The organism is Alloalcanivorax sp. C16-1, assembly GCF_046507805.1.
Classification (GTDB): Bacteria; Pseudomonadota; Gammaproteobacteria; order Pseudomonadales; family Alcanivoracaceae; genus Alloalcanivorax.
On the sequence record NZ_JBKFTK010000004.1, the window covers coordinates 38,533 to 50,541 of the forward strand.

10 protein-coding genes and 2 tRNA genes are annotated in these 12,009 nt (G+C 64.1%); all 12 read right to left on the minus strand.

The genetic code is table 11. The features are described from left to right. Positions 1-18: 18 nt before the first annotated feature. The 12 genes from pnp to glmM all read right to left on the minus strand — a co-directional run bounded on the left by pnp (position 19) and on the right by glmM (position 11,944). Positions 19-2,112 carry a polyribonucleotide nucleotidyltransferase gene (pnp, locus tag ACLD0W_RS13950; RefSeq protein WP_410308095.1) on the minus strand — a complete coding sequence of 698 codons (2,094 nt, stop codon included), beginning with the start codon at positions 2,110-2,112 and terminating at the stop codon, positions 19-21. Positions 2,113-2,288: 176 nt separating this feature from the next. Further along, positions 2,289-2,558: a 30S ribosomal protein S15 gene (gene rpsO, locus ACLD0W_RS13955; RefSeq protein WP_204427614.1), complete on the minus strand. Its 270-nt coding sequence runs from the start codon at positions 2,556-2,558 to the stop codon at positions 2,289-2,291. A 62-nt stretch (positions 2,559-2,620) separates the two neighbouring features. Further along, complete coding sequence (gene truB, locus ACLD0W_RS13960) at positions 2,621-3,538, minus strand: tRNA pseudouridine(55) synthase TruB (RefSeq protein WP_410308096.1); 918 nt, start codon at positions 3,536-3,538, stop codon at positions 2,621-2,623. 16 nt (positions 3,539-3,554) lie between these two features. Beyond that, on the minus strand, positions 3,555-3,968 hold the full coding sequence (rbfA, locus tag ACLD0W_RS13965) for a 30S ribosome-binding factor RbfA (protein WP_410308097.1): 414 nt from the start codon (positions 3,966-3,968) through the stop codon (positions 3,555-3,557). A 12-nt stretch (positions 3,969-3,980) separates the two neighbouring features. Then, positions 3,981-6,677, minus strand: coding sequence for a translation initiation factor IF-2 (infB, locus tag ACLD0W_RS13970; RefSeq protein WP_410308098.1), 2,697 nt, complete (start codon positions 6,675-6,677; stop codon positions 3,981-3,983). 55 nt (positions 6,678-6,732) lie between these two features. Beyond that, on the minus strand, positions 6,733-8,238 hold the full coding sequence (gene nusA / locus ACLD0W_RS13975) for a transcription termination factor NusA (RefSeq protein WP_410308099.1): 1,506 nt from the start codon (positions 8,236-8,238) through the stop codon (positions 6,733-6,735). Between the two features lie 33 nt (positions 8,239-8,271). Beyond that, entirely contained in the window at positions 8,272-8,727 is a 456-nt protein-coding gene (gene rimP, locus ACLD0W_RS13980; RefSeq protein WP_410308100.1) for a ribosome maturation factor RimP, read from the minus strand. Positions 8,728-8,884: 157 nt separating this feature from the next. Further along, positions 8,885-8,961 (minus strand) — tRNA-Met (locus ACLD0W_RS13985). Positions 8,962-9,216: 255 nt separating this feature from the next. After that, positions 9,217-9,303, minus strand: a tRNA-Leu gene (locus tag ACLD0W_RS13990). 11 nt (positions 9,304-9,314) lie between these two features. Continuing rightward, positions 9,315-9,806 carry a preprotein translocase subunit SecG gene (secG, locus tag ACLD0W_RS13995; RefSeq protein WP_410308101.1) on the minus strand — a complete coding sequence of 164 codons (492 nt, stop codon included), beginning with the start codon at positions 9,804-9,806 and terminating at the stop codon, positions 9,315-9,317. A 2-nt stretch (positions 9,807-9,808) separates the two neighbouring features. After that, a complete protein-coding gene (tpiA, locus tag ACLD0W_RS14000) occupies positions 9,809-10,558 on the minus strand; it encodes a triose-phosphate isomerase (RefSeq protein ID WP_410308102.1) in 750 nt (249 codons plus the stop codon). Positions 10,559-10,609: 51 nt separating this feature from the next. After that, the gene (gene glmM, locus ACLD0W_RS14005; protein ID WP_410308103.1) at positions 10,610-11,944 is read right to left on the minus strand and encodes a phosphoglucosamine mutase; all 1,335 of its coding nucleotides are present in this window, start codon (positions 11,942-11,944) and stop codon (positions 10,610-10,612) included. Between the last annotated feature and the right edge of the window lie 65 nt (positions 11,945-12,009).

The following is a 12,009-nucleotide window of genomic DNA, read 5'->3' on the forward strand; positions in this document are numbered from 1 at the left end:
GGAATGTAATACCCCTTTTTAAACCTCTTTGGCTTCCTTCATGGACAGCTTGATGCGGCCACGCTGATCCACGTCCAGGACTTTCACCTTGATGATGTCGCCCTCGTTGACGTAGTCGGTGACCTTCTCCACCCGCTCCTCGGCGATCTGGGAGATGTGCAGCAGGCCTTCGGTACCGGGCATGATCTGCACGAAGGCACCGAAGTCCACCACGCGCATGACCTTGCCTTCGTAGATCTTGTCGATCTCGGCCTCGGCGGTGATCTCCTCCACGCGGCGCTGGGCCTCGCCGGCGGCTTCGCGGGTTTCACCGTAGATCTTGACGCTGCCATCGTCCTCGATGTCGATGGTGCACTTGGTTTCCTCGGTCAGCGCGCGGATGGTGGCGCCGCCCTTGCCGATCACGTCGCGGATCTTCTCCGGGTTGATCTTCAGGGTGATCAGGGTGGGGGCGTTCTCGGACACCTGGCTGCGCGACTCGCGGATCGCCTTGCCCATTTCGCCGAGAATGTGGAGGCGGCCTTCGCGGGCCTGCTCCAGGGCCTTCTCCATGATCTCTTCGGTGATGCCCTCGATTTTGATGTCCATCTGCAGAGCGGTGACGCCGCGCTCGGTGCCGGCCACCTTGAAGTCCATATCGCCCAGGTGGTCTTCGTCACCGAGGATATCGGACAGTACCGCGTAGCGGCCGTCGCCTTCCTTGACCAGGCCCATGGCGATGCCGGCCACCGGCGCGCTCAGGGGTACACCGGCGTCCATCAGCGCCATGGAGGTACCGCACACGGACGCCATGGAGGAGGAACCGTTGGATTCGGTGATCTCGGAGACCACGCGAATGGTGTAGGGAAAGTCCTGCTCGTTGGGCACCACCGCTTCCACGCCACGGCGGGCGAGGCGGCCGTGGCCGATTTCACGACGCTTGGGGGAGCCCATCATGCCGGTCTCGCCCACGCAGTACGGGGGGAAGTTGTACTGCAGCATGAAGTGATCCTGGCGCGAGCCTTCCAGGGCGTCGATCAGCTGCGCGTCGCGCATGCCGCCCAGGGTGGCGGTGACGATGGCCTGGGTTTCACCACGGGTGAACAGGGCGGAACCGTGGGTTTTCTTGAGCACGCCCACCTCACAGTCGATGGCGCGCACCGCGTTCAGGGCACGGCCGTCGATGCGCGGCTTGCCGGACAGCACGCCTTCGCGCACCACGCTCTTCTCCACCTTGCCGAACAGGTCCTTGACCTCGCCGGCTTCCGGCGCGCCTTCCTCGCCGGTGGCGAATTCGGCCACGCAGGCTTCACGCAGCTCGCCGACTTTCTGGTAGCGGGCCATCTTCTCGGTGATGGTGTACGCCTCCACCAGGGCCCCTTCGTACTTGGCCTTGATCGAGCTCTTCAGGGCGTCGTTGTCCTGGGGCGCCTGCCAGTCCCAGGCCGGCTTGCCGGCTTCGGCGGCGAATTCCTTGACGCCGTTGATCACTGACTGCATTTCCTGATGCCCGAACAGCACCGCGCCCAGCATCTGGTCCTCGCTGAGCTCCTCGGCTTCGGATTCCACCATCAACACCGCGGCCTCGGTACCGGCCACCACCAGGTTCAGATTGGAGGATTCCAGCTCGGTGTAGCTCGGGTTGAGCAGGTAGAAGCCGTCCTTGAAACCGACCCGGGCGGCGCCGATCGGGCCGTTGAAGGGAATGCCGGAAATCGCCAGGGCGGCGGACGTGCCGATCATGGCGGCAATGTCCGGATCCTGGTTCTTGTCCGAGGACATCACCGTGGCCACCACCTGCACTTCGTTCATGAAGCCGTTCGGGAACAGCGGGCGGATCGGCCGGTCGATCAGCCGGCTGGTCAGGGTTTCCTTCTCGCTGGGACGGCCCTCGCGCTTGAGGAAGCCGCCGGGAATGCGGCCGGTGGAGTAGGTTTTTTCCTGGTAGTTCACGGTGAGCGGGAAGAACGGCTTGCCCGGATCCGCTTCTTTTTTGCCGACCACGGTCACCAGTACCTGGGTGTTACCGATGGTCACCATCACGGCGGCGGTGGCCTGGCGGGCAATGCGGCCCGTCTCCAGCACCACGGTGTGGTCGCCGTATTGAATTTCCTTGCGTACTGTATTGAACATATCGCGTCTCTTCTCTCGTTCGTCGCTTACTCTGCGTCTCTATCCTTTCTGCCGGGGCATGATAACCCGCCACCGGCCGGCACCACAGCCTTTTACGGTGTGGTAAATACGGTGTCCCAAAACAACGGAAGCCCGGCACCGGGCCGAGCTTCCGAGGTATCGCGGTCGGGGGCTGCTTAGCGGCGCAGGCCCAGACGCTCGATCAGCTTCAGGTAGCGGTCGCGGTTCTTGCCGGCCAGGTAGTCCAGCAGCTTACGGCGCTGGTTGACCATGCGGATCAGGCCGCGGCGGCTGTGGTGATCCTTGTTGTGGTCCTTGAAGTGACCCTGCAGCTGATTGATGTTCTCGGTCAGCAGGGCAACCTGGACTTCCGGGGAACCGGTGTCGCCTTCCTTAACGCCGAAGTCTTTCAGGATCTGTGCTTTCTGTTCGGTGCTCAAAGCCATTTTCATTGCTCCAATATGCAATGGGTGTCACGGTCGGCCGTGCATATTTACAGCCGCCGTCCTCAGGAAACCAGACGACGCGGCGCGATGCGCCCGTCTTCCAGTACTTCACCGACCCCCATGAAGGTGTCGGTGGAAGCTTCATAAAGACTGACCCAGCCATCCTGCGGCCGGTCGCCGGCCATTACCGGCTGTCCCTGGCGCAGGTAATAGGCCGCGTTGTCGCCCAGGGCGACGCGCGGCCAGTCTGCCACGCTGGTGGATAAAGGCAAGAGGTAATCGTCCAGGGCCTCGAAGCCCCCCTCCGCCTTGATGTTCCCCAGCTGCTCCAGGGTCATCATGCGCTCCGCCGGGTAAGGTCCGGCGGACAGCCGGCGCAGCCCGATCACGTGGGCCCCGCAACCCAGCACCTCGCCCACGTCCTCCACCAGGGAGCGTACGTAGGTGCCCTTGGAGCAGGCCACTTCGAACTCCAGCCGGTCGCCGTCCAGCAGACGGGCGCCGAGGATTTCGTGGATGGTCACCGCCCGTGGCTTGCGCTCCACGGTGATGCCTTCCCGGGCCAGCTTGTAGAGCGGCGTGCCGTTGTGCTTGATCGCCGAGTACATGCTGGGCACCTGTTCGATGTCGCCCAGGAACCGGTCCAGGGCTTCCAGTGCCCGCGCCTCGCTGACGTCCACCGGCCGGGTGTCACGCACCTCGCCATCGGCGTCGCCGGTCTCGGTGGTCACCCCCAGTTGGGCGGTAACCTGATAGCGCTTGTCCGCGTCCAGCAGAAACTGGCTGAACTTGGTCGCCTCGCCAAAACAGATCGGCAGCATGCCGGTGGCCAGCGGATCCAGGCTGCCGGTATGGCCGGCCTTGGCGGCGGCGAACATTTTCTTGGCCATCTGCAGGGCGCCGTTGCTGGTTACGCCCTGGCTCTTGTCGAGCAACAGAATGCCATTGAGAGTACGACCTCCACGGCGCCGTTTTCCCACTGTCTCTGCTCCGTGATCAATCGTGATTGGTATCGGTGTCGTCTTCCGGGCGCAGTTCCCGGTCCTCGGCACGGGCTTCGTCGATCAGCCTGGACAGCTCAGACGCCCGTTCCGGGGTTTTGTCGTAGTGAAACCGCAGGCGCGGCGTGGTGCGGGTATTCAGCGACTGGGCCAGGGACGAGCGCAGGAAACCGGCGGCGCCGGTCAGAACCTGCTCGGCTTCGCGGCCGGCGTCCTCGCCTTCCCCCAGCAGGGTGAAGTAGACGTCCGCGTAGGCCAGGTCCCGGGCCACGGTCACGTCCTGCACCGTGACCAGACCGATGCGCGGGTCCTTCAGTTCGAACTGAAGCACCCGCGACAGCTCGCGCTGGATCTGGTCGGCGATGCGGTCGGTGCGCTGGAAACCGCTGGGGCGACGGTGACGGCTCATGGCTTGGCGCGCCTACAGGCTGCGCGCCACCTCCTTGACCTCGAACACTTCGATCTTGTCGCCTTCCTTGACGTCGTTGTAGCTCTTCACGGCGATACCGCACTCCATGCCGTTGCGCACTTCCGCGACGTCGTCCTTGAAGCGGCGCAGGGACTCCAGCTCGCCTTCGAACACCACCACGTCGTCACGCAGCACGCGGATCGGCCGGTTCCGGTAGAGGGTACCCTCGACCACCATACAGCCGGCCACGGCGCCGAATTTGGAGGACCGGAACACATCGCGCACTTCCGCGGTGCCCAGGATTTCCTCCCGTTTCTCCGGTGCCAGCAGACCGCTCATGGCCTGTTTGACGTCGTCGATCAGCTCGTAGATCACACTGTAGTAGCGCAGATCGATGCCTTCCTGCTCGCACAGACGCTTGGCCTTGGAGTCGGCGCGCACGTTGAAGCCCAGCAGCACCGCCTCGCTGGTCATCGCCAGGTTGACGTCGGATTCGTTGATCGCGCCCACGCCGGCGGACACCAGGCTCACCTTCACCTCGTCGGTGGACAGGTCGTTGAGCGCACCGATCAGGGCTTCCAGGGAACCGCGCACGTCGGTCTTCAGCACGATATTGACCTGGCTGGCCTCGGCGCTGCCCATATTCTCGAACAGGTTCTCCAGCTTGGAGGCCTGCTGACGCTTGAGTTTGACGTCGCGGTCGCGCTCCTGACGGAATTCCGCCACTTCCCGGGCTTTCTTCTCGTCGGGCAGCACCTGCACCTGCTCGCCGGCTTCCGGCGCGCCGTCCAGGCCCAGCACTTCCACCGGAATGGAAGGGCCGGCTTTCTTCACCTGTTGACCGTTCTCGTCCACCAGGGCGCGTACGCGGCCGTAGTGGGCACCGGCCAGCAGCATGTCGCCGACGTTCAGTTCACCGGACTGCACCAGGATCGAGGCCACGGTACCGCGACCTTTCTCGATGCGGGATTCGATCACCACGCCACTGGCCGGGCCGGTGGCCGGGGCTTTCAGCTCCAGCAGTTCGGACTGCAGCAGCACCGCGTCGAGCAGATCGTCAATGCCCTCGCCGGAATGGGCGGATACATTGATGAACTGGTATTCACCACCCCAGGCTTCCGGGATCACGTCCTTGGTGGCCAGCTCGTTCTTGACCCGGTCCGGATCGGCGTTTTCCTTGTCGATCTTGTTGACCGCGATGATCAGCGGCACACCGGCGGCCTTGGCGTGGTTGATCGCTTCCTCGGTCTGCGGCATCACGCCGTCGTCCGCCGCCACCACGATGATGACGATGTCGGTGGCCTTGGCGCCACGGGCGCGCATGGCGGTGAACGCCGCGTGGCCCGGGGTATCCAGGAAGGTGATCATGCCCTTCTCATGCGGCACGTGGTAGGCGCCGATGTGCTGGGTAATGCCGCCGGCTTCGCCGGCCGCCACCTTGGCCTTGCGGATGTAATCGAGCAGCGAGGTCTTGCCGTGGTCCACGTGGCCCATGATGGTGACCACCGGAGCGCGGGACTCGCTGTCGATGCCGCTGTAGTCGGCCAGGGTCGCCAGATCGTCTTCCAGGGCCTCTTCCTCGCCCTTCACCAGCTTGGGCGTATGCCCCATTTCCTCGGTGAGCAGTACCGCCGTTTCCTGGTCGATGTGCTGGTTCACGGTGGCCATCTCGCCCATCTTCATCATCGCTTTGATGAGTTCCTTGGACTTGATGTTCATGCGCTGGGCCAGCTCGGCCACGGTGATGGTTTCGGGAATTTCGACGTCGTAGACCATTTTCTCCGTGGGGCTCTTGAACCCGTGCTGTTTATTCATGGAGCTCTTCATCTGGCCGTGGGCCACGCCGGCACTTTTCGGCTTGCGGCGACGACGGCGGGACTGACGCTCCTCGGTGCGGTAGCCGGCTTCAACGGCATCGCGGACGATGGAGGAACTCTTATCTTCCTCCTCCTCACGCGGCTGTTCCTGCCCTTCGCCACCGCGCTTCTCCAGCTCCTCGGCGATGCGCTTGGCTTCCTCGGCGGTACGCCGGGCGGCCTCTTCCTCGGCTTTCTTGCGCTGTTCAGCTTCCTGCTTGCGGCGTGCCTCGTCGGCTTCACGCTGCTTGCGCTCCTCGGCCTCGCGCTGGGCGCGCTCTTCCTCGGTTTCTTCCTTCTGCGCTTTCTTGGCGGCTTTCGGCACGCTGGCGCGCTTGGATTTCTCCTGGGAGGCTTTTTCTTCCTCGGCGGCGCGCTCCTTCTCGGCGCGGGCCTTGGCTTCCTGCTCGCGACGCAGGGCCTCTTCCTCTTCCACCTTGCGTTTGGCCTCTTCTTCCTCGGCCTTGCGCTTGGCTTCTTCCTCCGCCAGACGCGCCGCTTCTTCCTCGGCCGCCTTGCGCTCGGCTTCCAGCCGCTCTTCTTCCTCGATGCTGGCGCGCTTCACGTAGGTGCGTTTCTTGCGCACTTCCACGTTCACGGTCTTCGCCTTGCCCGCCGCGCCGGTGGTCTTGATGGTGCTCGTGGAGCGGCGTTTCAGGGTGATCTTGCTGGGCTCCGACGACTGGGCACCATGGGACTTGCGCAGGTGCGCGAGCAGCTGCTGCTTCTGTTCATCGGAGACCCCTTCACCGGCATCGGTGTGGGGCAGCCCGGCTTCCTTCATCTGCGTGAGCAGCGTGTCCACCGGAATACCTACCACATCGGCCAGTTTCTTTACGGTCGTTTCTGCCATGTCAGCAACACTCTCCTGTCCGCGTCTGGGTGGCGCCCTGCTAATCCGGCCAGCGTTACTCGCCGGCTTCCTCGCCTGCAAACCAGGGGGCGCGAGCGGTCATGATCAATTGTGCCGCGCGCTCTTCGTCCATCCCCTCGATGTCGAGCAGGTCGTCCACCGCTTGTTCGGCAAGGTCCTCCATGGAGACGATGCCTTTTGAGGCCAGCTCCACCGCCAGATCACGATCCATGCCCTCCATGTTGAGCAGATCATCGGCGGGTTCGGCCTGTTCGAATTTCTCTTCGGACACCAGGGCCCGGGTCAGCAGCGCGTCCTTGGCGCGCTGGCGCAGGGCTTCCACGATGTCCTCGTCAAAGCCCTCGATGGCGAGCATCTCTTCGGTGGGCACGTAGGCCACTTCCTCGAGGGTGGAGAAACCTTCCTCCACCAACACGGCGGCCACGTCCTCGTCCACGTCCAGATACTCGATAAAGCTCTGCAGCGCCTGTTCCGCTTCCTGCTGCTGCTTGTTCTCCGCCTCATCGATGGTCATCACGTTCAGCTCCCAGCCGGTCAGCTCGGAGGCGAGGCGGATATTCTGCCCGCTGCGGCCGATGGCCTGGGCCAGGGCGGATTCGTCTTCCACCGCGATGTCCATGGTGTGGCTTTCCTCATCGACCACGATGGACGCCACCTCGGCGGGCTGCATGGCATTGATCACCAGCTGCGCCGGGTTGTCGTCCCACAGCACGATGTCGATGCGCTCGCCGGCCAGTTCGTTGGACACCGCCTGCACACGGGCGCCGCGCATGCCGACGCAGGCACCCACCGGGTCGATGCGCTGATCGTTGGTCTTCACCGCGATCTTGGCGCGGGAGCCCGGATCGCGGGCGGCGCCCTTGATCTCGATCAGCTCCTCGCCGATCTCCGGCACCTCGATCTTGAACAGCTCGATGAGCATCTCCGGGCAGGCGCGGCTGGCGAACAGCTGCGGGCCCCGGTTCTCTTCGTTGACGCCCAGCAGGTAGGCACGCAGACGGTCGTTCTGGCGCACGCTCTCGCGGGTGATCATATGCTCCCGGGTGATCAATGCCTCGGCATTGCCGCCCAGGTCGAGCACGATGGCGTCGCGGCTGGATTTTTTCACCACGCCGCTGATCAGCTCGCCGATACGGTCGCGGTATTCCTCGATGATCTGCCGGCGCTCCGCTTCGCGGACTTTCTGCACGATCACCTGCTTAGCGGTCTGGGCGGCGATGCGGCCGAACGCCTCGGACTCGATTTCCTGTTCGTGGATATCGCCGATCTGAAGGCTTTCGTTCTCTTCATGGGCTTCGTCCAGCGTCAGCTGGCGGCCGAATTCGAACAGCTCTTCGTCGGGCACCACGTGCCAGACGCGGAAGGTGCGGTAGTCGCCGCTGACGCGGTCGATCTCCACGCGGATTTCCACGTCTTCTTCCTTGAAGCGTTTCTTGGTCGCCGCCGCCAGGGCCGATTCGATGGCCTCAAAAATCACATCGCGGCTGACGCCCTTCTCGTTGGAAACGGTTTCCGCTACCAGCAGGATCTCTTTGTTCATGGCCAGGCCTTTACCTATGTCTCCGGGGCGCGCTCAATCGAAGCGGGGCTTCAATCGGGCACGGTCCACCTGACTGTAGGGAACACGCAGGGTTTCGCCATCGAGCGTCACCGCCAGCGTATCGCCATCCACGGCAACCAGGGTCGCCGTTATTTTACGCTTGCCCGCGATCGGAGCCAGCAACGTGAGTTGCACGTCCTCGCCCTGATAACGGTCAAATTGGGAAAGTTCGAAGAGTGGGCGATCCAGACCCGGAGAGGATACTTCCAGGTTGTATTCGCCGGGGATCGGATCTTCCACGTCGAGCAGGCCGCTGACTTCGTTGCTTACGCGGGCGCAATCGTCAACGTTGATGCCGTCCTCGTGATCAATGAAAAGGCGCAATACCGCACCACGCCCCTGGAGGTACTGGATACCCCAAAGCGTGTAACCCAGGTCTTCCACCAGCGGAGCCAGAAGCTCCTTGAGTTGTTCGGTGCGTTTCGACATCTAACCTCTGCGTCGTGGTCTTTTGCCGGCGTCCTTTACCGGCGTCACAAACAAAAAATGGGCCTGACGCCCATTTCCCACTATCGACCCGGTTGTATAGCAAAAAGCCCCTATAGAGGGGCTTTTTGTTGTTCAGAACCGGATCGGTTCCGACAAGTGGTAGCGGGGGCAGGATTTGAACCTACGACCTTCGGGTTATGAGCCCGACGAGCTACCAGACTGCTCCACCCCGCACTTGAAATCGAGCGCAAATACTAAGGATTCGCGCGGGCCTTGTCAATCCGATTCGAGAAAAAAGTATTTATTTTTCCGAATCTTAAGGAGCGGGTTCCGCCACGAACCCATCCTGATTTTGGTGCCGAAGGCTGGGCGGAAAGCCCCGCTTTCCGCGCCAACGCAGCGGCGGGATATCGCCCGCCGCGTCTCGGCGTTGGCCGGCAGGCCGGCCGAGAAACATAAGAAGGTTCCGAACGGAACCTGTCCTTATTTTGGTGCCGAAGGCCGGACTTGAACCGGCACGACCGTAAGGTCACTACCCCCTCAAGATAGCGTGTCTACCAATTCCACCACTTCGGCGAAGAACACGTTTACTGCGCCGGCTGAGACGGTGTCTCATCCGGGGCCGGGGATTCTAACTCAGCCGCCGGCACATCTAAAGCCTCATTTTGGGAATTCGCCGAGGGCTCATTTTCTGAACCCGCGGGCGCATCACCGGACTCCATGGCCGGCACGTCGCCAGCGGACTGACCGGCACCGGCGGGCACATCGCCGCCTTGCTGGTCCATGGCCGGCACGTCCTGCTCATCCACCGATTCCAGCGCCGGCAGAATGCTGCCACCGCCGGAAACTTCCTGGCGCGCCATCCAGGCCAGGCCCAGGCTGGTGATGAAGAACACCACCGCCAGAGCGGCCGTGGAACGGGTCAGGAAATTGGCGGAGCCGGCACTGCCGAACACGGTCTGCGAACCGCCACCACCAAAAGAGGCACCGGCGTCGGCACCTTTGCCGTGCTGAATCAGGATCAGGCCGATAAGACCCAACGCCGCCAGCACGTGCACCACATGAAGCACAATATCCATAATCAACCTGCCGCCCGACAAATGGCGATAAATTCTTCTGCCTTCAGGGATGCCCCGCCAATCAGACCACCGTCGATGTCCGGCTGGGCAAACAGAGGGGCGGCATTATCCGCCTTTACACTGCCGCCGTAAAGGATACGCAGCCGCCCGGCGATGTCCGCGTCGCGATCGGCCACCGCCGCGCGCAGGCCGGCGTGCACCGCCTGGGCCTGTTCCGGCGTGGCGGTGAGGCCGGTGCCGATGGCCCAGACCGGCTCATAGGCCAGTACCGCGCGCTCCAGGGCCTCGACGCCGGCGGCTTCCACCACCGCCATCAATTGCCGCACCACCACCTGGTCGGTCTCTTCCGCTTCGCGCTGACGCAGCGTCTCGCCCACGCACAGAATCGGCGTGAGCCCCGCTTCCCGGGCGCGCAGAAACTTGCTCACCACCTGATCGTCATCCTCGCCGTACAGTTGACGACGCTCGGAATGGCCGACGATGACGAAGCGGCAGCCGAACTCCAGCAGCATCTCCGCGGACACCTCGCCGGTGAAGGCGCCATCACCGTGGTCCGCCAGATTCTGGGCGCCCAGGTCCAGGCCGGAACCGGCCAGGGCCTCGCCCAGCGCCGGCAGATAGGGATAGGGCGGGCACAGCGCCACCTCCACGCCTTCCGGCTTACCGTCGCGCAGCGCCGCGGCCAGCTCCCGGACCAGGGCCAGCCGTCCATTCATCTTCCAGTTGCCCGCCACCAGCGGAGTTCTTGTCATTCCAGGTTTCCCCTTATCTGCATCCGCGTCTTTCACGGCGATGCGCCCCAATCAGGCGATCGCCGCCTCGACGGCCTCCGCCAGCCGGCGGCAAAGCCGCGCCACCTGCTCGCCGTCCTTGCCTTCCACCATCACCCGCACCAGCGGCTCGGTGCCGGACGGGCGCAGCAATACACGACCGTTCTTGCCCAGTTCCCGCTCCACCGCCGCCAGTTCCTCGCGCAGATGGGCGTCGTCCTGGTAGCCGTCGCGGCGGGCGCCGCGCACATTGATCAGCGTCTGCGGCAGCAGCGGCGCTTCCGCCGCCACCTCGCGCAGGGTGCGCTGCTCGCGGCGCAGCGCGTCCAGCACCTGCAGGGCGGCCACGGTGCCGTCTCCGGTGGAGGTACGGTCCAGGCACACCAGATGGCCGGAATTTTCGCCGCCCAGCAGCCAGCCCCGGTCGTCGAGCTGCTCCATCACGTAACGGTCGCCCACCTTGGCGCGAGCGAACGGGATGTCCAGGGCGCCCAGGGCCAGTTCCAGGCCCAGGTTGGACATCAGGGTGCCGACCACGCCGCCGTCCAGCCGTCCCCGGCGGTGGCGGTCGCGGGCAATGATATAAAGCAGCTGGTCACCGTCCACCAGCTGCCCCTGGTCATCCACCATGATCAGCCGGTCCGCGTCACCGTCCAGCGCCAGCCCCAGATCCGCCTTTTCCTCCAGCACGCGCCGGCAGAGCGCGTCGGGCTTGGTGGAGCCGCATTCCCGGTTGATATTGAAACCGTCCGGCTGGTTGGCCATGGGCACCACCTGGGCGCCCAGTTCCTCCAGCACATCCGGGGTGATGTGGTAGGCGGCGCCGTTGGCGGTGTCCACCACGATTTTGAGGCCGTGCAGGGCCAGGCCCGGCGCGGTGCTCTTGCAGAATTCGATATAGCGACCCCGGGCGTCGTCGATGCGCCGCACCTTGCCGAGCTGGTCGGTGGCCACCACCGAGATCGGCTCGTCGAGCATGCGCTCGATCTCCAGCTCGATCTGGTCGTTGAGCTTGCGCCCGTCGCCGCCGAAGAACTTGATGCCGTTGTCGGTGTAGGCGTTGTGGGAGGCGGAAATAACGATGCCCGCCTGGGCGTGCAGGGTGCGGGTGAGATAGGCGATGGCCGGCGTCGGCATCGGCCCCAGCAGGCGCACGTCCACGCCGGCGGCGGAGATGCCGGCCTCCAGGGCGGACTCGAACATATAGCCGGAAATGCGCGTGTCCTTGCCGATCAGGATCTTGCTGCCGCCCCGGGCGGCCAGCACCCGGCCAGCGGCCCAGCCCAGCTTGAGCACGAAATCCGGGGTGATCGGCGGCTCGCCGACGGTACCGCGAATGCCGTCGGTACCAAAATACTTGCGACTCATCCGTTGTCTCCTTTATGGGACGCCGCCATCGGGCTGTCCCGCGCCGCCAGGGCCCGACCGGAACC

What these genes read in the sequence shown, in the direction of transcription:
- glmM (WP_410308103.1), bottom strand. Translation starts at nt 11,944, where the DNA reads ATGAGTCGCAAGTATTTTGGTACCGACGGCATTCGCGGTACCGTCGGC.
- infB (WP_410308098.1), bottom strand. Translation starts at nt 6,677, where the DNA reads ATGGCAGAAACGACCGTAAAGAAACTGGCCGATGTGGTAGGTATTCCG.
- nusA (WP_410308099.1), bottom strand. Translation starts at nt 8,238, where the DNA reads ATGAACAAAGAGATCCTGCTGGTAGCGGAAACCGTTTCCAACGAGAAG.
- rbfA (WP_410308097.1), bottom strand. Translation starts at nt 3,968, where the DNA reads ATGAGCCGTCACCGTCGCCCCAGCGGTTTCCAGCGCACCGACCGCATC.
- tpiA (WP_410308102.1), bottom strand. Translation starts at nt 10,558, where the DNA reads ATGACAAGAACTCCGCTGGTGGCGGGCAACTGGAAGATGAATGGACGG.
- rpsO (WP_204427614.1), bottom strand. Translation starts at nt 2,558, where the DNA reads ATGGCTTTGAGCACCGAACAGAAAGCACAGATCCTGAAAGACTTCGGC.
- pnp (WP_410308095.1), bottom strand. Translation starts at nt 2,112, where the DNA reads ATGTTCAATACAGTACGCAAGGAAATTCAATACGGCGACCACACCGTG.
- secG (WP_410308101.1), bottom strand. Translation starts at nt 9,806, where the DNA reads ATGGATATTGTGCTTCATGTGGTGCACGTGCTGGCGGCGTTGGGTCTT.
- rimP (WP_410308100.1), bottom strand. Translation starts at nt 8,727, where the DNA reads ATGTCGAAACGCACCGAACAACTCAAGGAGCTTCTGGCTCCGCTGGTG.